General features: G+C 60.8%; 25 protein-coding genes. 11 read left to right on the forward strand and 14 right to left on the reverse strand.

The window, feature by feature from the left end; all coding sequences use genetic code 11:
- Nucleotides 1–9 precede the first annotated feature (9 nt).
- Nucleotides 10–480, reverse strand: a complete 471-nt coding sequence (dut, locus tag NXC24_RS01985) for a dUTP diphosphatase (protein WP_104821765.1) — start codon at nucleotides 478–480, stop codon at nucleotides 10–12.
- A gap of 92 nt (nucleotides 481–572) precedes the next feature.
- Between dut and NXC24_RS01990 the strand changes: the two genes are divergently transcribed.
- Nucleotides 573–2,156, forward strand: coding sequence for a peptide chain release factor 3 (locus NXC24_RS01990; RefSeq protein WP_104821766.1), 1,584 nt, complete (start codon nucleotides 573–575; stop codon nucleotides 2,154–2,156).
- Here NXC24_RS01990 and NXC24_RS01995 read toward each other — a convergent pair.
- Nucleotides 2,143–4,659 (reverse strand): hypothetical protein, encoded by a 2,517-nt coding sequence (locus NXC24_RS01995; protein WP_104821767.1) that lies wholly within the window; start codon nucleotides 4,657–4,659, stop codon nucleotides 2,143–2,145. The two genes, NXC24_RS01990 and NXC24_RS01995, sit on opposite strands and share 14 nt — an antisense overlap.
- A gap of 352 nt (nucleotides 4,660–5,011) precedes the next feature.
- Between NXC24_RS01995 and tsaA the strand changes: the two genes are divergently transcribed.
- On the forward strand, nucleotides 5,012–5,536 hold the full coding sequence (tsaA, locus tag NXC24_RS02000) for a tRNA (N6-threonylcarbamoyladenosine(37)-N6)-methyltransferase TrmO (protein ID WP_104821768.1): 525 nt from the start codon (nucleotides 5,012–5,014) through the stop codon (nucleotides 5,534–5,536).
- 58 nt (nucleotides 5,537–5,594) lie between these two features.
- On the opposite strand, the gene NXC24_RS02005 is transcribed toward tsaA, so the two are convergent.
- The 3 genes from NXC24_RS02005 to NXC24_RS02015 all read right to left on the reverse strand — a co-directional run bounded on the left by NXC24_RS02005 (nucleotide 5,595) and on the right by NXC24_RS02015 (nucleotide 8,353).
- Nucleotides 5,595–5,804 carry a molybdopterin-binding protein gene (locus NXC24_RS02005; protein WP_104821769.1) on the reverse strand — a complete coding sequence of 70 codons (210 nt, stop codon included), beginning with the start codon at nucleotides 5,802–5,804 and terminating at the stop codon, nucleotides 5,595–5,597.
- Between the two features lie 63 nt (nucleotides 5,805–5,867).
- Nucleotides 5,868–7,382, reverse strand: coding sequence for a choline-sulfatase (betC, locus tag NXC24_RS02010; RefSeq protein WP_104821770.1), 1,515 nt, complete (start codon nucleotides 7,380–7,382; stop codon nucleotides 5,868–5,870).
- Between the two features lie 20 nt (nucleotides 7,383–7,402).
- Complete coding sequence (locus NXC24_RS02015) at nucleotides 7,403–8,353, reverse strand: choline ABC transporter substrate-binding protein (protein WP_104821771.1); 951 nt, start codon at nucleotides 8,351–8,353, stop codon at nucleotides 7,403–7,405.
- Between the two features lie 94 nt (nucleotides 8,354–8,447).
- On the opposite strand from NXC24_RS02015, the gene NXC24_RS02020 reads away from it, so the two are divergent.
- The gene (locus NXC24_RS02020) at nucleotides 8,448–9,350 is read left to right on the forward strand and encodes a LysR family transcriptional regulator (RefSeq protein WP_104821772.1); all 903 of its coding nucleotides are present in this window, start codon (nucleotides 8,448–8,450) and stop codon (nucleotides 9,348–9,350) included.
- A gap of 10 nt (nucleotides 9,351–9,360) precedes the next feature.
- On the opposite strand, the gene otsA is transcribed toward NXC24_RS02020, so the two are convergent.
- The gene (gene otsA / locus NXC24_RS02025) at nucleotides 9,361–10,737 is read right to left on the reverse strand and encodes an alpha,alpha-trehalose-phosphate synthase (UDP-forming) (RefSeq protein ID WP_104821773.1); all 1,377 of its coding nucleotides are present in this window, start codon (nucleotides 10,735–10,737) and stop codon (nucleotides 9,361–9,363) included.
- 54 nt (nucleotides 10,738–10,791) lie between these two features.
- The gene (gene otsB, locus NXC24_RS02030) at nucleotides 10,792–11,586 is read right to left on the reverse strand and encodes a trehalose-phosphatase (RefSeq protein WP_104821774.1); all 795 of its coding nucleotides are present in this window, start codon (nucleotides 11,584–11,586) and stop codon (nucleotides 10,792–10,794) included.
- Between the two features lie 12 nt (nucleotides 11,587–11,598).
- On the opposite strand from otsB, the gene NXC24_RS34995 reads away from it, so the two are divergent.
- Together NXC24_RS34995 and NXC24_RS02040 are read left to right on the forward strand one after the other, a co-directional pair.
- On the forward strand, nucleotides 11,599–12,192 hold the full coding sequence (locus NXC24_RS34995) for a hypothetical protein (RefSeq protein ID WP_158704414.1): 594 nt from the start codon (nucleotides 11,599–11,601) through the stop codon (nucleotides 12,190–12,192).
- A 302-nt stretch (nucleotides 12,193–12,494) separates the two neighbouring features.
- Nucleotides 12,495–13,313 carry a class II glutamine amidotransferase gene (locus NXC24_RS02040; protein WP_104821776.1) on the forward strand — a complete coding sequence of 273 codons (819 nt, stop codon included), beginning with the start codon at nucleotides 12,495–12,497 and terminating at the stop codon, nucleotides 13,311–13,313.
- On the opposite strand, the gene coaBC is transcribed toward NXC24_RS02040, so the two are convergent.
- The 3 genes from coaBC to NXC24_RS02055 form a co-directional block, all read right to left on the reverse strand.
- Nucleotides 13,300–14,511 carry a bifunctional phosphopantothenoylcysteine decarboxylase/phosphopantothenate--cysteine ligase CoaBC gene (coaBC, locus tag NXC24_RS02045; RefSeq protein ID WP_104821777.1) on the reverse strand — a complete coding sequence of 404 codons (1,212 nt, stop codon included), beginning with the start codon at nucleotides 14,509–14,511 and terminating at the stop codon, nucleotides 13,300–13,302. The genes NXC24_RS02040 and coaBC overlap by 14 nt on opposite strands.
- A gap of 75 nt (nucleotides 14,512–14,586) precedes the next feature.
- On the reverse strand, nucleotides 14,587–15,483 hold the full coding sequence (locus NXC24_RS02050) for a LysR family transcriptional regulator (protein WP_104824964.1): 897 nt from the start codon (nucleotides 15,481–15,483) through the stop codon (nucleotides 14,587–14,589).
- A 152-nt stretch (nucleotides 15,484–15,635) separates the two neighbouring features.
- Nucleotides 15,636–16,400 (reverse strand): SDR family oxidoreductase, encoded by a 765-nt coding sequence (locus tag NXC24_RS02055; RefSeq protein ID WP_104821778.1) that lies wholly within the window; start codon nucleotides 16,398–16,400, stop codon nucleotides 15,636–15,638.
- Between the two features lie 119 nt (nucleotides 16,401–16,519).
- On the opposite strand from NXC24_RS02055, the gene NXC24_RS02060 reads away from it, so the two are divergent.
- The gene (locus tag NXC24_RS02060) at nucleotides 16,520–17,425 is read left to right on the forward strand and encodes a LysR family transcriptional regulator (RefSeq protein WP_104821779.1); all 906 of its coding nucleotides are present in this window, start codon (nucleotides 16,520–16,522) and stop codon (nucleotides 17,423–17,425) included.
- On the opposite strand, the gene NXC24_RS02065 is transcribed toward NXC24_RS02060, so the two are convergent.
- A complete protein-coding gene (locus NXC24_RS02065) occupies nucleotides 17,426–18,301 on the reverse strand; it encodes a LysR family transcriptional regulator (protein ID WP_104821780.1) in 876 nt (291 codons plus the stop codon).
- 96 nt (nucleotides 18,302–18,397) lie between these two features.
- Here NXC24_RS02065 and NXC24_RS02070 point away from each other — a divergent pair, with 96 nt between their 5' ends.
- From NXC24_RS02070 to NXC24_RS02090, 5 genes are all read left to right on the forward strand, one after another.
- Nucleotides 18,398–19,681, forward strand: a complete 1,284-nt coding sequence (locus NXC24_RS02070) for an MFS transporter (RefSeq protein ID WP_104821781.1) — start codon at nucleotides 18,398–18,400, stop codon at nucleotides 19,679–19,681.
- Between the two features lie 22 nt (nucleotides 19,682–19,703).
- Nucleotides 19,704–20,090, forward strand: a complete 387-nt coding sequence (locus NXC24_RS02075; RefSeq protein ID WP_104821782.1) for a VOC family protein — start codon at nucleotides 19,704–19,706, stop codon at nucleotides 20,088–20,090.
- Nucleotides 20,091–20,208: 118 nt separating this feature from the next.
- Nucleotides 20,209–20,550: a metalloregulator ArsR/SmtB family transcription factor gene (locus NXC24_RS02080; RefSeq protein ID WP_104821783.1), complete on the forward strand. Its 342-nt coding sequence runs from the start codon at nucleotides 20,209–20,211 to the stop codon at nucleotides 20,548–20,550.
- On the forward strand, nucleotides 20,534–21,016 hold the full coding sequence (locus NXC24_RS02085; protein ID WP_104821784.1) for an SRPBCC domain-containing protein: 483 nt from the start codon (nucleotides 20,534–20,536) through the stop codon (nucleotides 21,014–21,016). The genes NXC24_RS02080 and NXC24_RS02085 overlap by 17 nt, the downstream gene beginning before the upstream one ends.
- A gap of 5 nt (nucleotides 21,017–21,021) precedes the next feature.
- Nucleotides 21,022–21,426, forward strand: coding sequence for a GFA family protein (locus tag NXC24_RS02090; RefSeq protein ID WP_104821785.1), 405 nt, complete (start codon nucleotides 21,022–21,024; stop codon nucleotides 21,424–21,426).
- Here NXC24_RS02090 and NXC24_RS02095 read toward each other — a convergent pair.
- From NXC24_RS02095 to NXC24_RS02105, 3 genes are all read right to left on the reverse strand, one after another.
- Entirely contained in the window at nucleotides 21,423–21,827 is a 405-nt protein-coding gene (locus NXC24_RS02095) for a type II toxin-antitoxin system VapC family toxin (RefSeq protein WP_104821786.1), read from the reverse strand. The genes NXC24_RS02090 and NXC24_RS02095 overlap by 4 nt on opposite strands.
- Complete coding sequence (vapB, locus tag NXC24_RS02100) at nucleotides 21,824–22,066, reverse strand: type II toxin-antitoxin system VapB family antitoxin (protein WP_104821787.1); 243 nt, start codon at nucleotides 22,064–22,066, stop codon at nucleotides 21,824–21,826. The genes NXC24_RS02095 and vapB overlap by 4 nt, the downstream gene beginning before the upstream one ends.
- Nucleotides 22,067–22,131: 65 nt before the next feature.
- Nucleotides 22,132–22,806, reverse strand: a complete 675-nt coding sequence (locus tag NXC24_RS02105) for a hypothetical protein (protein WP_104821788.1) — start codon at nucleotides 22,804–22,806, stop codon at nucleotides 22,132–22,134.
- Between the last annotated feature and the right edge of the window lie 80 nt (nucleotides 22,807–22,886).

Here is a 22,886-nt window from a genome sequence, read left to right on the forward strand (position 1 = left end):
ATTCCGCCGTCACACGCCGGTAGAGCCGAAGCCGCCGGCGCCGCGCGTCGTTTCGCTGACGTGGGCGATTTCCGCGACACGCGCCTGCGTTACCGGCGCGATCACCATCTGCGCGATGCGCATGCCGCGGGTGATGTCGAACGGCTCGTCGCCAAGATTGATCAGCAGCACCTTCACTTCGCCGCGGTAGTCGCTGTCGATCGTGCCAGGCGTGTTGAGGCAGGTTATGCCGTGCTTGAAGGCGAGGCCGGAGCGGGGGCGGATCTGGGCTTCGAAACCATCGGGAATCTCGAAGATGAAACCGGTCGGCACCAGCGCCCGTTTGCCGGGCGCGAGCGTCAGCGTCGCGCCTTCCTCGACGGCCGCGCGCAGGTCCATGCCGGCCGCGCCTTTGGTCTCATAGGCGGGCAAATCGAGGCCTTGGCCATGGGCCAAGCGGATGAGGTTCAGCGTCGGGCGCGTATCGGTGTGAATGGTCATGCGGCATTAGTTTGTGCTGGAATCGCTGAGGTCAATTGCAATCCCGTCTTTGAATCGCTAGATACAGCCGCAATTCACAGGATTTCACAAGCATGGCCGAAAGTCTCGCCGAGGCGGTCTCCCGCCGCCGCACATTCGCTATTATCGCCCACCCGGACGCGGGCAAGACGACGCTCACCGAAAAGCTGCTGCTGTTCGGCGGCGCCATTCAGCTTGCCGGTGAGGTCAAGGCAAAGAAGGATCGCATGCAGACGCGGTCCGACTGGATGAAGATCGAGCGCGAGCGCGGCATCTCGGTCGTGACCTCGGTCATGACCTTCGAGTATGACGGCAACGTCTTCAACATTCTCGATACGCCCGGTCACGAAGACTTCGCCGACGACACCTATCGCACGCTGACCGCGGTCGACGCCGCCGTCATGGTCATCGATGCTGCCAAGGGCATCGAGCCGCGGACGCTGAAGCTGTTCGAAGTCTGCCGCATGCGCGATATCCCGATCATTACCTTCATCAACAAGATGGACCGCGAAAGCCGCGACCCCTTCGAAATTCTCGATGAAGTGGAAGAGAAGCTGGCGCTGGACACCGCCCCGGTCACCTGGCCAATCGGCCGGTCGAAGACCTTCTGCGGCTCCTATCATCTGGCTGATAATACCGTCCGCGGCTCCGACACAGAAGTAGAGGCTGCCCGGGTCAATGGCCCGCAGGCCGTCGCCGACCGTCTACCGGAAAATGAACGGCAAGCCTTCATCGACGAGACCGAGCTTGCTATCGAAGCCTGCCGTCCCTTCGACCGGGAATCCTTCCTGGAAGGTCACATGACGCCGGTGTTCTTCGGCTCGGCTCTTCGCAATTTCGGTGTGCGCGATCTCATCAACGCGCTCGGCGCTTTCGCGCCGCCGCCGCGCGATCAGGTCGCCGATATCAGGACCGTGCAGGCGACTGACGACAAGATGACGGCCTTTGTCTTCAAGATCCAGGCGAACATGGACCCGAACCATCGCGACCGTATCGCGTTTGCGCGCATCTGCTCCGGCAAGCTGGAGCGTGGCATGAAGGCCCGGCTGTCGCGCACCGGCAAGCAGCTTGGTTTGACCGCACCGCAATTCTTCTTCGCCTCGCAGCGTCAGCTCGCCGATACCGCCTATGCCGGCGACGTCGTCGGCATTCCCAATCATGGTACGCTGCGCATTGGCGATACGCTGACGGAAGGCGAATCCCTCGTCTTCCAAGGCGTACCGAATTTCTCGCCGGAAATCTTGCGCCGCGTTCGTCTTGAAGACGCGATGAAGGCAAAGAAGCTGAAAGAAGCGCTGCAGCAGATGGCCGAAGAGGGCGTCGTGCAGCTCTTCTCGCCGGAAGATGGCTCGCCCGCTATCGTCGGCGTCGTCGGCGCACTGCAGCTCGACGTCTTGAAAGAGCGGCTGATGGCCGAATACGGCCTGCCGGTCTCCTTCGAAATGTCGCGCTTCTCCGTCTGCCGCTGGATTTCCGCCGATCAGACCGGCGATCTCGACAAGTTTGTCACCGCCCGCCGCGGCGATATCGCCCGCGACCTCGACGGCGATCCGGTCTTCCTCGCCCAGGACGGCTTTTCGCTGCGCTACGAATCTGAACGTTATCCGGCTATCAAGATGGTCGCCATCAAGGAATATCACGCCGTCAAGGCGGCGTGATATCGGTTCTTTGCCAACACGACGGCAGTGCTCTATGCCTGCACTTTCCGTGTGACCAATCGGAATTCCGATCGTCCGGATATCGGTCGAGCGCTACCGATGGCATCTTATCTGGATCGTTGTAGAGTGCCATGATGGCCGCCTCGGTGATGGCGGCGGCTGCCTGGATATTGGCGTCGCCATTGCCTTGCTCCCAGGCGGCCTGCCAGATCTTCGCCAGATAGCGGGTGCCGCGCGCCATGCAGGTGATGGTGCGGTCACCGAAGTCATCCCACATCGCCGCCGCCTTCTCCTTGGCTGGTTTGCCTATGAGCTCAACCCATTTGTCGACGATATCCCGCGGCGCTATATCTCTTTGCGTCGCGCTGATGAGAGCTATGACCGCCTTGCTGGCCTCATAGCCATCGGTGATGGGCGGCATCGGCTCGGCGGCAAGATCCGTAATGCGCTGTGCGAGTTCCGCGCCGAGATTCTTCTGCTGATAACCATAGGCGATCATGTCGTCTTCGTAGCCCACATGCACGCCATCGGCTTCCAGTTTCATTTTGCTGGATCGCGGGCGCGGGACAACCTTGGCCGGATCGCCCTGCGAGAGATAGGAAGTGTGCAGCGGCTGGCAGGCATCGCCCATATAGTGGATGAGGACGCCGCCGGCACAAAGAAACATCGCCGCATCGCCATCCCTGGCCGCCTTCACCATGATGTCGAATAGCTGGTGAACTCTGAAGGGCAAAGCTCCCCAATGTTTGTTGCGCAGGTCGGCATTGGGATCGAGCAATTGCGCCCAGGCGTCATATTGGGGCTCTATCTCGGCAAAATAGTCGATCCAGGCTTTAGGATTGAGGTAGGTGTCCGGCGCGGATTGATTGAGAGCGAGAAACGTCTCGCCATTCTCATAGGGGAGATCCAGATCGGCAAAATGGTTCGGATTGTCGTTCTGTCCGCGACTGCCGGGTCCAACCTTGCGCTGCTTCTTGCCGTCGGGCCCTTCCACCATGATGAAATTGACATTGCTTTTCCAGACATTGTCGGGAACGTCGGCCAGCGGCACGAAATGAACCTCGTCATCGTCCTTTTCGAGAACGCGCGGATCGTTGCCGAGCGCAGCGTCCGGCGTGAGCGCCAAGAGATCGAGATTATTGTCGAGGAACCCTTGCAGCTTCTGTGATGTCACGAGATCTGCGGACAAGGGCAGGGAGCGGCCGATAATATAGTGTCCAACCCATCCCCAGATGAAATCTTGATCCAGATTGATGTCGCGTACGAAATCAAGATCCAGGTGATCGAGCGCCGTGCTGAGGGATGTGGCGAGCGCATAGGGCTGGGACAGGCTTTCACCGTCTTCGAAGAACTCTTCTTTCCCCCACAACAGCGCGAACGGATAATAGCTGATCTTTTTAACGGCCTTTGTATCCTCGCTGTCGGTCTTTTCAACATGCTCGATGAAGAGAGCTGTGCCGGAATCGCCATGATGAACGCCGAGACTGATATTCTCCGCCGGATTGCGCGCTTCCGCATCCTCCTCAGTCTTCAGGCGTTCCTTGTCGATGCCATAGGTCTCCGGGCCGATCAGGAAATCGCTGATATATTCCGATCCGCCCATCGCCTTGTAACGATAGAACAGGCCGTGGATTTCGCCTCTGATGGTGCCGGTGACCGCGGACTGGCCAATCACTTTCATGGTGATCAGCTTGAGGCTGAAGCTGTTGTCGTAAAGGTCCAGCACCGGGCCGATGGGCGCGATGCCCGGAAACTCGGTTTTCCATTGCAGGATGTTATCAAGTTCCACCAATCCCACGTCCATCAGCAGGCGCTGGTTCGTCGAGGCGAAATTCGGATAGATCGTTCGAAAGTCCTGCCGGCCCAGGCCCTTTTTCGCGCTGACACCGATCTTGGGGCGGCGATGGGTCTGCAAGGCGCTGATCTCGGTGCCCGGTTCGCCGACGACATGCCGATTGGTCATCACGAAATAGCGTTCGCTATCGCGCACGACGCAGCCCGCGGTCGCCAGACGGGTCATGCCCTGACCATCCTCGTTGATGATGGCCGAGCCTGGCGCGAGCAGATTGCGCGGCGTCCGGCCGTCGAGCTTGATCTTCAGGTCCTTGGATAGCTGCTGTTTGCGCGCTTCGATGACACAGACCGGCACGGTTCGCCCGTCCGGCAGATAGAGCGTCTTGGGGACGACATCGGAAGGATTCGTCTTCGCCAGGTCCTTCTCATATTCCCAATTGGACACGAAGACATAGATGCAAGGCCAGGAATAGGGGCGTACTTCCGAGTTGAAAAGCGTTCGTCGCTCGCTCTCCGGAGAACGCTTGCGCGTCGCGTCCTCATGCTTGGAGGGCCAGGGATCGCTCTTGCGAATTCTATAAAGACCCAGCGCGGTCGCCACCACGTTCTTCTTGTTCATCAAATGGTAGTGGAAGAGATCGCGCGCCTCCACCAGGTCCTTAAGGGAAAGAGAGGCGAAGTTGCTGCTGCTTTTGAAGAGGATATCCATGGGTCCGCCCACCAGGTTTCAGAGTTGTTTGGATGTGGCTTTCGAAAAGCATGCGCCGCGAGCGAAATGATTGCATCAGACGGCATTTCATCACGATTGGTGTGATGGCATTCTGCATTAGAGACACATGATCCTACAATTTTTGTGACAGTTTATCCATCGGCAATACAACTGCCGTAGAGGCCAAAAAGCCGGCTAATATTGCCGATTACAGGACGCGGCGCAGCGATCAGGGAAATTGCACTTTCGCGATATTCTATCGAATATAACGCCATGCCGTGCTACGGCTTTACGAGCTATTCTATCAGGTGGATTTAGCGGATGATCGCGCCGCAACGCTTCGGAGGGAAATATGGTCCGCGAAAACGAAATTCGGGAAAACGAAGTGGCGATTGAGCCGCCGGCAGCGACAGATGCCGGTCTTGTCTTCATCGGCCGCATTTCGACACCGTGGACCTCTCGGATGGAGACGCCGCGTCAGGGGCGGCATGACGGGCCGCTCTGCCGCATCGAGATTTTCGAGCCCTGGGTGCCGGCGCTGAAGGGGGTGGAGACTTTCGAGCGGCTGGAAATCCTCTATTGGCTGGACCGCTCGCGGCGCGATCTCGTGCTGCAGAGTCCGGCCAGCAACGGCAAGGTGCACGGTACTTTCTCGCTGCGCTCGCCGGTGCGGCCAAATCCGATCGGCACCTCCATTGTCAAGCTGGAGGCGGTCGAAGGTGGCATCCTGCTTGTGCGCGGTCTCGATTGCCTGGATGGGACGCCGCTGCTCGACTTGAAGCCGGATCGGAGCTTGTTCAAACCCATCGCGCCGCCGCAATCTGGCGATTTCCAGACCGGCGACGGCGAGACAGCGCATCATTGTCAGAAGGCGTGAAGCATGATCCCGAAAAGTGTGAAGCGGTTTTCGGACAAGATCATACTCACTTTGGATGTCAGTCGACAGCCACCATGACATCCGAAGCCTTGATGACCGCATAGGCATCGGCGCCGACCGTCAGTCCCAATTCGTCGACTGCCTCATTGGTGATCGACGAGGTGACGATCGAGCCGTTGCCGATATCGATGCGGATATGGGCCGTCGTGGCACCCTTGATGATGTCGACGATCTTGCCTTTGAGTCGGTTACGTGCGCTGATTTTCATGGATACCTCTCCGATATGTCGGCGCGACCATATCGCCTCCCGAAAATCACGGCCACAAAAACCTTACTCGCCCCGTGGAAAACGCTGGTTCTCCTCCAAGACGTTCAGATCCATATGGTTGCGCATATAGCGCTCGGATGCCTTCTGCAGCGGCTGGTAGTCCCAGGGATAATAGGCACCGTTGCGCAGGGCCGCATAGACCACCCATCGCCGCGCCTGGCTTTCGCGCACGGCGGCGTCGAAGGTGGAAAGATTCCAGCGCTGTTTCGCTTGCGCCGTCAGCCGCGCCAGGATTTCGGCGCGCGCCGGATCGTCGGCAAGATTGATCAGTTCTTTGGGATCGGCGTCGAGATCGAAAAGCAGGGGCGGGTCCTTGTCGCAGAGCGCCAACTTGTAGCGGCCGTCGCGCAAGCAGACGAGCGGCGCTTCCGATCCTTCCGCCGCATATTCCATTGGCACCGGGCCACGGCTTCCGGTGCCATGAACGAGGGGAGCAAGGTCTTCCCCATCCGTCCATTGCTTCAGCGAGGCGATATCGAGCCCGGCAAGGCCGGCAAGCGTCGGTGTCACGTCGAGCGTCGACACCGGCTGGTCGATGCGCCGGGCATTCCAGCCGGGCGCCGCGATCATCAGCGGCACACGCGCCGAGCCTTCGAAGAAGTTCATCTTGAACCACAGCCCGCGTTCGCCGAGCATATCACCATGGTCGGAAACGAAGAGCACGATGGTGTTGTCGGCCATGCGGCCGCGCTCCAGCGCGTCGAGGATTTCGCCGATCTTCTCATCGACATAGGAAATATTGGCAAAATAGCCGCGGCGCGCCCGGCGAATCTGTTCGGGTGTGATGTCGAAGGCGGTATGATCGCTCGCCTTCATCAGCCGTTGCGAATGCGGGTCCTGCCTGTCGAAGGGAATTTCCGCAACGTCCGGGTCAAGTGCCAGGCAGTCTTCATAAAGATCCCAGAAGCGGCAGCGGGCGACGTAGGGGTCATGCGGATGGGTGAAGCTGACGGTCAGGCACCACGGCCTTTCATCATGGCCGCGCGACAGGTCGAGCAGTTTGCGCGTCGCGTGATAGGCGACCTCGTCGTCATATTCCATCTGGTTGGTAATCTCGGCGACGCCGGCCCCGGTCACCGAACCGAGATTGTGATACCACCAGTCGATGCGCTCGCCCGGTTTCGTATAGTCGGGCGTCCAGCCGAAATCGGCGGGATAGATATCGGTCGTGAGCCGCTCCTCGAAGCCGTGCATCTGGTCCGGCCCGACGAAGTGCATCTTGCCGGAGAGCGCCGTCTGGTAGCCCGCTGCCCGCAGATGGTGTGCGAAGGTCGGGATATCGGAGGCAAACTCGGCGGCATTGTCATAGACGCGGGTGCGGCTCGGCAATTGCCCCGACATGAAGGACGCCCGCGCCGGCGCGCAGAGCGGGCTTGCCGTATAGCTGTTGGCGAAGCGCACGGAGCGTTTCGCCAGTGCCTTCAGCACGGGTGCATGGAGAAAATCGGCGGGGCCATCGGGAAACAATGTTCCGTTCAACTGATCGACCATGAGGATAAGGATGTTCGGGCGCGCCATGTTGGATGTCCTTTACTGGATCAGAGGCCGACTGCGGCCTTGACTGCATCGAGACCGGGCTTGCCGTCGATCGTCGTCACGCCGGCAAGCCAGGGTGTCATAGCCTCCGGATGCGCCTTCAGCCAAGCGGTTGCCGCCGTCTTCGCATCCTCGCCGCCGAGGATCGAACCCATCAGCGAATTTTCCATGCCGATGTCGAAGGTCAGATTGTGGAACAATTTCGCCGCGTTCGGGCAGGCGGCCGCCCAGCCCGTGCGTGCCAGCGTGTAGACCTGTGCGCCGCCGTAGTCCGGACCGAAATAGGCGTCGCCGCCTGCGAGATAGGCAATCTGGAAACGCTCATTCATCGGATGCGGCGCCCAGGCGAGGAAAACGATCGCCTGCTTGTCCTTCCCGGCGCGCTCGACCTGCGACAGCATCGCCTGCTCGCTCGATTCCACCAATTCCCAGCCCTTCAGGCCAAAATCGTTGGCATCAATCATCTTCTGGATATTGGCATTGGCCGGCGCGCCGGGTTCGATGCCGTAGATCTTATGGTCGAATTCGTCGGCATGCTTCTGCAGGTCGGCGAAGTTCTTGACGCCCTTGTCCGCGACATAGGTCGGAACGGCGAGGGTGAATTTCGCGCCCTGAAGATTGCGGTTCAGCACTTCGATGGCTTTGGCTTTGTTGAGGTCGTCGACGAAGGCCTTCTGCGCCGGCATCCAATTGCCGAGGAAGACGTCGGTTTCGCCGGTCTTCATCGATTGATAGCCGATCGGCACGGAAAGCGTCTTGATGTCCGGCTCATAGCCGAGCGCGCCGAGCAGCACGCCCGTGACGCCGTTGGTCGAGGTGATGTCGGTCCAGCCCGGATCGGACAGATGGATAGTGCGGCAGGAATCGACATCGGCCCTGGCGATGCCGGCGAAGGACAATGCAGAAAGGAGCGCGCCGACAGCAAGCCGGCCGATAGTAGAAATTCGCATGATGACAGTTCCCTTTATATTTGCTCATTTTATTGAACATCACTAGCATTCGGCCTGTGAAGCGGGCTTTTTTCGATGGATGGCAAAAGGAATTTCTATGGCTGAACGGCCCGTAGACCTCGGATGGCTGCGGATTTTTGTCGAGGTGGGGCGCTCGGGCAGCCTGTCGTCCGCGGCGGCAAGCCTCGGGCTGACCCAGCCGGCGGTCAGCTATCAGATCCGGCGGATCGAGGAGCAGATGGGCGTGACGCTCTTTCATCGCCAGCATCGCGGTGTCGAGCTGTCCCCGGAAGGTCGTCGTCTGTTCGAGATCGTGGAGAAGGCCGTCGGCGGCGTCGATTCACTGGTGCGCAGCTTTCGCGCCGAGGCGCAGCGGCCGACAGTGCGGCTTCGGACCGATTATGCCTTCTCGGCGCTATGGCTGATCCCCCGCATGCATCGGTTTCGTCTCCTTCATCCGGAGCTGGATATTCAGATCGTCGCGACGCAGCGACAGGAACGCGGCCATTCGGAAAGCGACGACGTCGCCGTCGTCTTCGGAGCACGGGAGGAGTTCGGGCCGGAAGCCGCATTGTTGTTGCCCGAGAAGGTAGCGCCGATCTGTACGCAGGGCTTCGTCGACAAATACGGTCCCTTCAGCGATCCAAGCCGCCTGGCGCAAGCAACGCTCGTGCATCTCGACACGGAAACGCCGTCGCCCTGGTTCGATTGGAAGAGCTATTTCGCCGCACTTGGCATCAGCCGCGACACCTATGCTGGCCATGGCGATCTGCGGTTCAACACCTATTCGCTAGTCGTTCAGGCGGCGATCGGTGAGCAGGGATTGGCGCTCGGCTGGATAGGACTGGTGGATTCGCTGCTGGCCGGGCGCATGCTGGTGACCGCCGGCCCGGCGCTGGAAGGACCGAATCGCGGCTATTGGCTTCTGCCGCCAAAGTCGCAGAGCATGCATGCGGAACAGTTGACGGAATGGCTCGTCAGGGAAGCGGCGGCTATGTAGCCGGTGCCCGTCACTCTGCCCGCAGATCCGCGAGGAAAGTATCGCACCAGCGCGAAACATCGTTTTCCAGCAGATGGTCCATCATGCCGCGCCAGCGTTCACGCCGTTCTTCCAGCGGCATATTGATGCCCCGCGCCAAGGCATTTGCCGTGCCGTCGACGTCATAGGGGTTGACCAGCAACGCGCCCTTTAATTCGCGCGCCGATCCGGCGAAACGCGAGAGCACCAGCACGCCGGGATCGTCCGGGTCCTGCGCCGCCACATATTCCTTGGCGACAAGGTTCATGCCGTCGCGCAGCGGCGTCACCAGGCCGACTTTCGCCAGCCGGTAGAGGCCGGCCAGCACCGGTCGGCTGATCGAGCGGTTGATATAACGGATCGGCACCCAGTCGACGGTGCCGATCGCGCCGTTGACCCGGCCGGCCTGCTCGGCGACGGCATGCTGCATCGCCTCGTATTCGGGCACTTCCGAGCGCGATTTCGGCGTGATCTGCAGATAGGTGACGCGGCGCTGATGGGCCGGATTGTTAACGATGAAACGCTCGAATGCGTCGATGCGCTGCGTGATCCCTTTGGAGTAATCGAGCCGGTCGACGCCGATGATCAGGTCGCGGCCTTCGATGCTTTGCTGCGCCTTGCGCACCATGCTGTGGGCTGCGGCCTTGCGGGCAAAGGCGGCGAAGGCCGCGGTCTCGATGCCGATCGAATAGGCACCGCCGCGGAAGTTGTGACCGTGGGCACTGAAATGGCCAGGGCTGTTTTCGACCCCCATGCCCTCGCGCTTCAGGCAGCCGGCGAAATTTTCGAGATCGTATTTCGTCTGGAAGCCGAGGAGGTCATAGGAGGAGAGGCCTCGCATGATCTCTTCGTGCACCGGCATGGTGAAGAGCACGTCGGCCGGCGGCCAGGGAATGTGCAGGAAGAAACCGATGCGGTTCTTGAACCCCATTTGCCTCAGCTCCGCCGCCAGCGGAATGAGGTGGTAGTCATGCACCCAGATGATATCGTCGGGTTCGACCAACGGCGCCAGCCGATGGGCGAAGAAACGGTTGACGCGGAAATAGCTGGCCATTTCCTTGCGGCCATATTCGGCCAGGTCCAGCCGGTAGTGGCAGATCGGCCAGAGCACCCGGTTGGCGAAGCCTTGGTAATATTCCTCGACATCGGTCTGGGTGAGATCGGTCAGTGCATAGGTGATGTTGCCGTCTTCGGTCAGCACCAGCGGTTCGGGCTCGATGTCGCCGCTCGATTTGCCCGACCAGCCCATCCACACGCCGCCGCGTTCGGCAAGGGCAGCTTGCAGCGCCACGGCAAGCCCGCCGGCCGCCGCCGCACCTTGGTTGTCAGGGACGGAAACGCGGTTGGAAACGATGATGAGACGACTCACGGAATGCTCCTTTCGAGAGGGCCGCGGCGGTAGGCCGAAATGACCAAAAAATGATTATTTGGCTAGCGCTGCGAGTATCTCTCTTAAACGCGCGGGTGAGGGAATGGATGCGCGTGCAAGCGTCTTGCCGCTGGGCGGGCCGACGCGCACAGATTGACCGCCGAGGCGGTTGGCGACGGCGAACATGGTCTCGTCGGTGACGTCGTCACCGATCGCGAGCGGCCGCCGCCCGTTGAAGGGAGGCTCGTTGAGAAAGGCTTCGACGGCATGCCCTTTGCTCGCATGCGCGGGGCAAATTTCGACGACGAGCTTGCCATGCTGCAGGATCCAGTCCGGGCCGGCTTCCTGCAGATAGCGCTGCATCGCTTCGGCGACGTCGGCTTGGCGCTCGGGTGCCAGCCGGTAGTGAACGGCGACAGCAGCCCCTTTATCTTCGACAAGAACGCCGGGCCAGGCCTCGACCTCCCGCGCGATCATGCGCTTCATCTCCTGGAAGGCAGGCGGGATCAGCGCGCGCCGTAAGCGTCCTGCCGCATCGCGCCGTTCGGCGCCATGCAGGCCGGCGACGGAGAAGTGGAAGGGAGTAAACAGAGGATCGACAAAAGCAACCCCGCGCCCGGTCACCAGCGCCAGCGCGCCGCCGAGCTGGCGGGAGAGCGCCTGAAGCACAAAGGGCAGGGACGGAGGTACGACTATCGCGTCCGGGGTCTCCGCGAGATCGAGCAGCGTTCCGTCTATGTCGAGGAACAGCGCCCATTCGTCAGGATACAATGAGAGTGCGGTGAGCGCCGGCTCATTCGACGGCGCGGGTTCGGCTTCACCCTGTTCGGGCTGTTCCTTGTAAGTCATGGAAGCTTAGCTATGGCGCGCTTTCCGTTCGGCAAGAGAAAAACGACCACACGAAAACGTTTATTCCGGGAAAGAGAGCCCGAAGCGCCGCGATATCGGCAACCGATAAATGCAAAAAAGGGCCGCGCGAAGCGACCCTTCCATGAGTTTTGGCCCGTAACTGGCCTGAAGCAAAACGCTTCCGGAAGGCTTGATCAGAGCGAGGACTGCCTCGCAGCGCTCACAACCATTTCCATGCCTGATACGCGGACCGAAATCTCACTAGACATTGGATCACCTTCCTTTCGTTACGTTGACGATATGCCTAACGTAACTCAAATTTTGCTGAATTCAAGAGTGCAGAAGGCAAGAGGCTTCACTCTTCGTGTCGCATTGAAACGCAAGGCTTCGTTCAACTTTTGCGTGATATTGATTGCCGCAGTTGGCAGCGAAAGCAGCGCCTGTCCCTGCCAGCGGGCAGGATCGCGGGGAAGATGGGCAACCTCGACCGTGGCGATCGGCCTCGCCGTCAACAAGGAGGTGAGCTATGTGGTTCCACTTAGCATCACGTTTCGCATAAGAAAAACCCGGACTAGCTGGCAGCTTGAAGTCCGGGTAGCTTTCTAACAGCGAAATAAAGAGGGGTGGGCTGCAACCTGCCCCTCACTCCAGCAATATAGGCCAAGCCGACATTTTCATCAAGCTAGGCAGCGAGAGGCCGAAAAAGCCGATTCGAAGCAGGCATGGTCACAAAAGAATAATGCTGCGACGCCGAAATGTGATCGGACGGCGTGTCAAGAATCTGTCACCTTCAACCATCAATCCTTGGTAGATTAAGAGTTTATTACCTATTCCGCACAAACAATCGTCCTTGATTTTGACATTCTCCCGCGGGACAGGAAGCAAGCGGGAATTGGAGCGAAAGACGCATGTGTCGCTGGGCAGCCTATCGTGGAGACCCCCTCTATCTGGAGGAGCTGGTGTCTTCGCCTGCCCACTCCCTCATCGAACAATCCCATTGCGCAACGCGCGCCAAGACGGCGACTAACGGCGACGGATTTGGCATTGCCTGGTATGGCGATCGGCCGGAGCCGGGCCGTTATCGCGACATCCTTCCGGCTTGGTCCGATTGCAATCTCAAGAGCTTGGCGCGGCAGATCCGTTCCCCGCTCTTTCTCGCCCACGTCCGCGCCGCAACCGGCGGCGGCACGCGGCGCGACAATTGCCATCCCTTCGTCTACGAGAACTGGTCTTTCCAGCACAACGGGCAGATTTCCAATTTTGACCGTTTGCGCCGGCCGATGGAAACGATGCTCGATGATCAGCTTTTCCACGCCCGCGGCGGCACGACGGATTCCGAGCTTCTGTTCCTGTTGGCGCTGCAATTCGGCCTTGCAACCAATCCGTTCGCCGCGATCGCGGAAACCATCGGTTTTGTCGAGGGCCTGTCGGTTCATCTGACCGGCTCGGCGCTGGTGCGCTTCACGGCCGCTTTTTCCGATGGCAAGTCGCTGCATGCGGTGCGCTACGCCACCGATCGCAAGGCGCCGACGCTTTACGCCTCGCCCGTGGGCATCGGCTATTGCCTCGTCTCCGAACCGCTGAACGACGATATCGATGCCTGGACGGAAATTCCGGATGGCAGCGCCGTATTGATCGACGATATGGGCGTTCACATCACGCCCTTCCAGCCGGAAACGCGCGCATCCTCCACCGGACCGCAGACGCCCGTCACTATCCCTGCTTGAACTGTTCGGCAATCAAAGCCGCCAGACGCGCCGCCACTTCGTCCTTGTCGAGATCGGGCCATTGCTCCACGCCGTCATGGCGGATGAGTTTCACGCTGTTGCGCGTGCCGCCCATGATACCGGTTGCCGGCGAGACATCGTTGGCGACGATCATGTCGGCGCCCTTGCGCTCCAGCTTCGCCCTTGCATTCGCCTCCATATCCTGCGTTTCGGCCGCAAAGCCGATGACGAGTTTCGGCCGCTGCGTGTGATGGCCGACGGTTTTCAGGATGTCGGGATTTTCCGTGAGCGCCAGTGTCGGAATGGATTCGCCCGGATGTTTCTTGATCTTCTGATCGGCGGCCGAGGCGACGCGCCAATCGGCAACAGCCGCGACCATTACGGCAATATCGGCCGGAAGGGCTGAAAGCACGGCATCGCGCATTTCCTCCGCCCGCTCGACATGAACAACATGCATGCCCATCGGATCGGGGATCGAGACAGGCCCGGAAACGAGCGTGACGTCGGCCCCGAGGGCGGCAAGCGCCGAGGCGATGGCATGGCCTTGCCGGCCGGAGGACCGGTTGGCGATATAGCGCACGGGGTCGATCGGCTCATGCGTCGGACCCGACGTGACGACGGCCTTTCTGCCGGCGAGCGGCCTTGCCCCGTCGTCCAGTCGCATTTCGGCGGCAGCAACGATCTCCAGTGGCTCGGCCATGCGGCCGGTGCCGGCCTCCTTGCCCTCAGCCATTTCCCCGGACATCGGCCCGACGAAACGGATGCCGTCGCCCCTCAAGATCTCGACATTGCGCTTCGTCGCCGGATGCGCCCACATCTTCGGATTCATGGCAGGCGCTGCGAGCACCGGCCGATCGGTCGCGAGCAGTACGGTCGACGCAAGGTCGTCCGCCAAGCCATTGGCCATCTTGGCCAAGAGATCGGCCGTTGCCGGCGCAATGAGCACCAGATCGCAGTCGCGCGCCAGCCTGATATGGCCGACATCCTGCTCGTCCTGTCGGGAAAACAGGTCGGTGAAGACATGGTCTGCCGCCAGTGCGCCGACGGCAAGCGGCGTGATGAATTCCTGTGCCCCCGATGTCATGATCGGGCGGACTGTGGCGCCGCGTTCGCGCAGCCGCCGGATCAGGTCGAGGCTCTTATAGGCCGCGATGCCCCCGGAAATGATGAGAAGGATGCGTTTTCCCGCGAGAACCATGGCCCGAACCCGTCGCCTGTTTTTATGCTCATGAACCTAAGCCTTTGGCGCACAATAGGCAATCGGCTCTGATGGTCAGCCGAGAATGTCGACACAGAAGTCGATGAAGACACGCACCTTTGCCGGCACGTGATGACGGGACGGGTAGAAGGCATAAAGCGGATAAAGCTCGTCCTTCCAGTCGGGGAAAAGGTCGACAAGCTCTCCGCGCTCCAGAAAATCCGCAATGCCAAGCGTGAAGACTTGGGCGATGCCGAGGCCCGCAAGACAGGTTCCCAACGTCGTCCCGGCGTCATTGACCAGGATGCGGCCGCGCGTCTCGACGGGGATGACCTTGCGCCCGCGCCGGAATTCCCATTCGAATGCGCGCCCGGTGCGCGGATCCTGATAATGGATACAGAGATGGTTCGCGACGTCGGCCGGCGTTTTCGGCCTGCCATAGCGCTCGATATAGGCGGGTGCAGCGACCGTCATCACGCGGGTTTCCAGAAGCAGCCGGGCGATCAGGGAGGTTTGCGGCGGCTCGCCGAAGCGCAGGGCGACATCAATGCCGTCGGCAACGAGATCGCCGATCTCGTTGCGGGTCAAAATCTCGATCTGCAGCTCGGGATAGCGATCGAGGAAGGCACCGAGGCGCGGCGCCAAGATGAGGCGAGAGAAATAGGGATCGACATTGATACGCAGGCGGCCACGCACGGATTGGGCGACGCCAGCCACTGTCGTCGCGGCCTCCTCGATGCCGCCGAGCAGCGGCACCACCTGCTCGTAGAAACGAGCCCCATCATCCGTCAGCCGCAGCGCTCGCGTCGTGCGGTCCAGCAGGCGCACGCCGATGCGCGCCTCCAGCCGCGAAACTGCCCGGCTGACCCCGGAGGGCGTGAGGCCAAGCACTTCCGCCGCCCGCACGAAGCTGCCGCCTTCCACTACGGCTGCCAGCACGCTGACGCCATTCAGCAATCGTCCGTCGAACATCGTTCCATCCATGATTTTCCGTCAGCAATCATGGAGGGGCGGTACATTTCAGTCAAAGTCTTTCGAATGCGGAAAGGCCGCGGAGAAGCTCCGCAGCCTCGCTTCAGTCACCCCGGGGTTCCGACCTCGGCGATTGTTCGTGCCGCCGTCGATTACGTGCGCGTGATCGAGGCGCCGCCATCGACCAGGGATGCCGTGCCGGTGACGAAGCTCGCATCGTCGGAGGCGAGGTAGAGGACCGAGCGGGCAAGCTCATCGGGGCCAGCGACACGCTTTAGCGCATGCAGATTGGTGACGAAGCCCTGCTTGTCGGGGGTATCGTTCATCTCGCGGTACATGTCGGTATCGACGGCGCCCGGCAGCACGGCATTGACGCGCACATTCCGCGGGCCGAATTCGGCAGCGAGTGCCTGGGTCAGACCGATCAGGCCGGACTTGCTGGCGGCATAGGCGGCGACGCCGGGGAAGGCAAAGCTGTAGCCCACAAAGGTCGACGTGAAGATCACCGAACCACCGCCATGCTTGACCATTTCACCGATCTGGTGCTTTGCCGCAAGGAACGAAGCGGTGAGGTTGATTGCCAATGCATCGGCAAAACCTGCCTCCGAGACTTCAGTGCTCGGGCCGGCTTCGCCCAGCGTGCCGGCGTTGTTGAAGGCGATGTCGAGTTTGCCGTAGCGCTCGACGGCGAGGGCGACCAGCGCCTTGTGATAATCTTCAGAACGCACATCGCCGGCGAGTGCGGCAGCTTCGCCGCCCGCGGCCTTGATTTCCGCGACAAGGCTTTCCAATTCCGGCTGGCGACGGGCGCCGACGATAACCTTGGCGCCTTCGGCAGCAAAGAGTTTCGCTGTAGCGCGCCCGATGCCCGAGCTTGCGCCGGTGACGATTGCGACTTTTCCATTCAAGCGGTTCATTGTTCCATCTCCTGTGTGAGGACGTGTCTGTTGTTCCGTCCGATGCAAAGAGAATGGTGTTTTTCGATCGTTCGGATTAGTCTTTAAATCATGGAATTCGAATTCGGGATTGCCGAACGATGCTCAAGATTGAAGGAATCGCTGCTTTTGTGGCCATAGCCGAAGCGGGATCGATCAGCGAAGCGGCGCGCCGGCTGCGTCTATCGAAATCCGTCGTGAGCGAGCGGTTGGCGGAGATGGAGAAGACGCTCGGCGCCACGCTGCTGCATCGCACGACCCGCAAGCTGACGTTGACGGAAGACGGTGCCGCCTTTCTGGAGCGCGCCTCGCGGATCGTGCATGAGGTGCGGGAGGCAGCGGCCGATCTCGCCGAACGGCGCGGCACGTTGGCGGGCCCCTTGCGCATCGCCGCCCCCGTTACCTTCGGCCGCATGCATCTTGGTCCGGCGCTTTATTCTTTCCTGGCCGATCACCCCGAAATCGAACTGACACTCGATCTCGACGACCGTCGTGTTGATGCCTCCTCGGACGGTTATGACGCCATCATCCGTCACGGGCCGATTGCCGATTCACGCCTCGTTGCCTGGAAACTCGCCCCCAGCCGCCGGCTTCTCGTGGCATCGCCGGACTATCTCGCCCGCAATGGCTCACCGACTTCGCTGGCGGACCTCGGCGATCACCGGGGGATTTTCTACACCAACCGCGGTGTGGCCGATTGGCGCTTCCAGGGGCCGGAGGGTCCAGTGGTCATCAGGGGCAAGCTGGCGCTCGGTATCAACAATGGCGACGTATCCCGCGATGCGGCCATCGCCGGTCTCGGCATCGCGCTGCTGCCGACCTTCATCGCCGGTCCGGCGATCAACGAGGGGCTGCTCGTCGAAATCGATGTCGGCTACAGGCCGGAGGGCGAATTCATCTTCATGGCACATCCGGAGGGGCGCAATCCCTCGGCAAAGCTGCGCGCCATCGCCGATCATCTGAAGAAGACATTCGGCAATCCGCCGTATTGGGATCCTATTGGATAGTCAGCCGATCAGGCTCATCAGATTGGCCGCAACCGGCGAGCGCTGCGCCTTGAGGATGGCAAGCCCAAGGCGCGCCACCAGTGGCGGCCCGTCGATCGGGCGATAGGCGACGCCGTCGAGCTTGATCTGCGCGATCGAGGCCGGAACGATGGAGACCCCGAGATTGGCGGCGACGAGATTGACGACGGAAGGGATCTGCGGCGCTTCCTGCGTCACCACCAGTTCGAAACCGGCATCGCGGCAGGCGGCGACGATATCGTCATAGAGGCTCAGTCCCACCATGCGCGGGAAGAGGATGAAGGGCTCGTTTGCCAGCGCGGCGACCTGCACGCGGTCCTTGCCTGCAAGAGGATGATGGGCAGGCAGCGCGATCACCATCGGCTCGTCGGCGAAGCGCTTGAGCCGGACGTCGTGCGGATCTTCCAGGCCGGGTCGAATGAAGGCGGCGTCGATTTCGCCGCGCATCAGCCGTTCCATCAGCGCATTGGTATTCATCTCGGTCAGCGACAGGCGCACCGCCGGCCAGCGGTTGCGGAATTCGCGAATAGTGGCGCTGACGATCGTGTTGAAGGCCGAGGATGCGGTGAAGCCGAGCGACAGGCGGCCGATCTCGCCGCGATTGGCGCGCTGGGCGGCGAGCTTTGCCTTTTCCGCTGCATCCACGGCGGCCTTCGCTTCGGCAAGGAAGGCCTCGCCTGCTGCCGTCAGTTCCGCCCCGTGTGGAACACGATGGAAGAGCGCTGCGCCCACCTCGTTTTCGAGATCGCGGATCTGCTGGCTGAGCGGCGGTTGTCCAATGCCGAGTTTGGCGGCCGCACGGGTGAAATTCCCTTCCTCCGCCAGCGCCAGAAAATAGCGGATATGACGTAGCTCCATCGCTATCTCCAAAACATATTGAGATCGTCTGTTCCATATATTGGACTAATGAGGCGCACCTGACTAGATTTGCGGTCAAGAAAGGTTGTGTGCCTCATGTCCCGCGCCGTGCAACAGCAAGAACTCACCGTCTCTGAAGCCCCCTCTCGCCCCGAATTGAAGCTCGTCGAAACCGAGCCGAAGCTCGAGATTCGCCAATTCCTGACGCGGGGTACGCCCGCGTTCAAGCGAGCGACCATTGGGCTGTTCCTCTCCGGTTTTGCGACCTTTTCGCTGCTTTATTGCGTGCAGCCGCTGATGCCGCTCTTTTCCGAGGATTTTGGCGTGACACCGGCTGCGAGTTCGCTGTCTCTGTCGCTCTCGACCGGCTTCCTCGCCTTCGCGATCTTCTGCGCTGCTGCCGTTTCCGAAAATCTCGGCCGCCGCAGCCTGATGTTCTTTTCGCTGCTGGGTGCCGCCCTGTGCACGATCGCCTGCGCCATTGCGCCGAACTGGCAGATGCTGTTGATCTTTCGCGCACTGGAAGGTTTCCTGCTCGGCGGCGTGCCTGCGGTCGCCATGACCTACCTGGCGGAAGAGATCGATCCGCGCGGCCTTGGCGGCGCCATGGGACTCTATATCGCCGGCAACGCCTTCGGCGGCATGGCCGGCCGTGTCGTGACGGGCACGATCGCCGAATTCTTCACCTGGCGTCCGGCGCTTGCCGCCGTCGGCGTGCTCGGGCTGATCGCCGCCACCGGTTTCCTGCTTTTGCTGCCGCCGTCGCGCAATTTCACGCCGCGCAAGGGGTTTGACATCGCTTTCCATGTCAGGGCCTGGGCGGAGCATTTCCGCAATCCGGCGTTGCCGCTGCTCTTTGCCATCGGTTTCCTGGTCATGGGCTCCTTCGTCACGGTCTATAATTATGCCGGATTCCGGTTGGTGGCCGATCCCTATGATCTCAGCCAGACCGAACTTGGTCTGATCTTCACCGCCTATCTCTTTGGTATCGTCGCCTCCTGGGTGGCGGGTCTCCTTGGCGACCGCATCGGTCATTTCGTCGTACTGCCCGCCGGCGTGTTGGTTGCCGCCCTTGGCGCGGCGACTACGCTCGCTACGCCGTTGCCTTTGGTCATTCTCGGCATCGTCTTGGTGACGATCGGGTTCTTCGTCACCCATTCTGTCGCGAGCGCACTGGTCGGGCGCTTGGCCCGCGGAGCCAAGGGCCATGCCTCGTCGCTCTATCTGCTGGCCTATTATCTCGGCTCCAGCATAGCCGGTTCCGTCGGCGGTTATTTCTGGCATGCTGACGGCTGGTCCGCTGTGGTTGCCTTCATCCTCGCCATGCTGGCCATCTGCCTTGTGGCCGCGTTCGGAGTGGCTAGGCTGGCGCACCGCTGAGCAATAGGATTGGAGGCTTGCGATGATCTGCATCGACCATCTCGATCATCTGGTGCTGACGGTCGCGAGCATCGAGGAAAGCTGTGCGTTCTACGCCCGTGTCCTCGGTATGGGCATCGAAACCTTCGGGGAGGGCCGCAAAGCACTGACCTTCGGTAATCAGAAGATCAACCTGCATCGCGCCGGGCATGAATTCGAGCCGAAGGCCGATCGGCCGACACCGGGCTCGGCCGATCTTTGCTTCATCAGCAAGACGCCGCTGGAGGACATCATCGCTCATCTGGGAGCCGAGGGTGTCGCGATCGAGGAAGGCCCCGTCCGCAGGACCGGCGCGACGGGCCCCATTCTCTCGGTCTATTTCCGCGATCCGGATAGCAACCTGATCGAAGTGTCCAATACGCTCTTTTGAGATCGTCGGCTGACGGATCTCCCTCCCCAGGCTGTCTCCAAACGCAGCCGCTTGACTTCCAGATTGTCGACCTATACTAAACCAATAAGTTAATTAACTTTCTGGTTTAATATTTCATATGGATACCTTGAGCATGACCCTGTCAGCCCTTGCCGATCCGACCCGCCGGGCGATCCTGGCGCGGCTGGCAACTGGCGAGGCGTCCGTCTCCGAGCTGGCTGAACCTTTCGATATGTCGCTGGTCGCCGTGTCCAAGCACCTGAAGGTGCTGGAGAAAGCCGGTCTGATCTCGAAGGGCAGGGAGGCGCAGTGGCGGCCCTGCCGGCTGGAGCCCAGGCCGCTCCGGCAGGTGGATGACTGGCTGGAGAGTTACAGGCAGTTCTGGAACGATAATCTCGATCGTCTGGAAGCCTACGCGGCGCTGTTGCAAAGGGGAGGCGTGGATGACCCCAGCCAATGACGGCGGCAGCGGACGCCCGCTGCGCGAGATCGTGCTGACCCGCGACATTGCCGCGCCACGAACCTTGCTGTTTCGCCTCTGGACGGAGCCGGAACATTTGATGCGCTGGTGGGGGCCGCAGAACATGACGGCGCCATCCGTTTCCGTCGATCTAAGGGAAGGAGGCGCCTGGCGGCACTGCATTCTGACGCCGGAGGGCAGGGAATATTGGAGCCATGGGCGCTATCTGGAGATTGTCCCGCCCGAGCGTCTCGTCTTCACCTTCGCCTGGGAAAATCAGGACGGCAAGCCCGGCCATCCGATGCAGGTTAGCGTGGAATTCCATGAGCTTGGCGAGAAGACGCGTCTCGTTTTCCGCAAGGCCGAGCTGCCTGACGACACCGAACTGAAGCTGCAGACCGGCGGCTGGGAACAGGCGCTCGACAAATATGTCGCCTATGCAGAAGCCACCTCAGGGGAAGGATGAGAGTGATGAAGAAGACCTACCATGGAAGCTGCCATTGCGGCGCCGTCAGCTACGAAGCGGATCTCGACTTGCAGGGCGGCACGTTCAAATGCAACTGCTCGATCTGCAAGAAGAAGCGCAATTGGCTGGCAGTTGCCACGCCCGCCGATTTCCGCCTGACCTCCGGCGAAGACAGTATCGGCGAATACCAGTTTGGCCCACGCATCCTGCATCACCTGTTCTGCAAGACTTGCGGCATCAGCTCTTTCAACTGGGGTGAAAACCCGGCACTCGGCGGTAAGTTCTATGCCATCAGCATAAGCTGCCTGGACGATACCACCGACGCGGAACTCGCCTCGCTTCCCGTCGGCTATTTCGACGGCCGCGACGATCGCTTCGATCGCGCGCCGGAGGAAACGCGCTATCTTTAGCTACTCGGCAAGGACTCCCAGTCTTCGAAACGTAGCTTGTGAACGCGCTCAAATTCCCTGACGTTGCGCGTTATCAGGATCAGATCGCGGGCGACTGCCTGACCCGCGATCAAAACGTCATAGGCACCGATTGGCGTGCCGAGCGAAGCCAAGTTGGCACGAATTTCGCCCGCCACGCGGGCATCTTCCCTATCGAAATCCAGTGTCTCGAATTGCAAAGCATCGACACGCACAAGATTGTCTGCAACACGCTGCCCCTTATAGGCACCATAAAACAATTCGTGCGCGACGATGGCCGAGATGGCGAAATCCTGCGGCTTGTGTCTGCGAAGCTCGCTCACGAAGCCGGTATGCCCTTTCATCAGAGCGATGACAGCATTGCTATCGAGCAAATACTTCACTTGAAGATATCCAGTTCGGGGCGCTGCTGCTCGGCAGGCTGTTCGGTCGCCGCCTCTTCAAAATCGTGGTCGACCGGCCCTGTAACGGATTCCAGCCAATCCCAATCTTCGGCGATCGGCTCCAGAATGATTGCCTTTCCCTGCCGCCGGATGCGCACTTCTTCGCCGTCGAGACGAAATTCCTTTGGCAGGCGTATGGCCTGCGAGCGGCCGGACCAGAAGATTTTTGCGGTGTCCATGCCATAGCTCCTTTGAGATATGACATTGATATATAGCAATTGGAGCGCGATTTCAATTCGAAGCGTTACGATCCCGTCTTCGTCGCCAGCCAGATGACATGACGTGCGCCTGTCTTGCCATTGGCGCGCGTATTGACCACCTCGGCAGCGAAACCGCTGTCGTTGAGCCGTCTCGTGAAATCCCGGTCTGGTCCCGATGACCAGACCGCCAGTACGCCGCCCGGGCGCAATGCGTCGCGCGCCGCCTTTAGGCCTCTATAATCATAGAGACCGTCATTGGCTTCGGACGTGATACCATCAGGACCATTGTCGACGTCGAGCAGGATGGCGTCATAAGTTGCCTTGCTGGCTCGGATGAGCGGACGCACATCGCCCTCGTGAATGGCGACGCGCGGGTCGTCGAGGCAGCCGTCGAAGACCGTTGCCATCGGCCCGCGGGCCCAGGTCACGACAGCCGGAACCAGTTCCGCAACCGTGACCTTGGCGTCCGCACCGAGTTCGCCGAGTGCTGCGCGCAAGGTAAAGCCCATGCCGAGCCCGCCGATCAGTATGTGCGGCGCCTTCCGGCTCTTGATCTTCTCGCAGGAAAGGGTTGCAAGCGCGCGCTCTGAGCCGCTCAAGCGGCTGTTCATCAGCTCGTTGGTGCCGAGCATGATGGAAAATTCCTGGCCGCGCTGCTTCAAGCGCAGCTCGCCGCCACCGGGGATTTTCGCAGTGTCGAGCAAGGTCCAGGGGATCACGGGCAACTCTCCAAAGCAATTCCAGGAAAAATGCGTAGCGGCTTTCCGCCCGGAATTGCGGTGAAATAGGTGGTTTCGAA

It is taken from the genome of Rhizobium sp. NXC24 (genome assembly GCF_002944315.1).
Classification (GTDB): Bacteria; Pseudomonadota; Alphaproteobacteria; order Rhizobiales; family Rhizobiaceae; genus Rhizobium.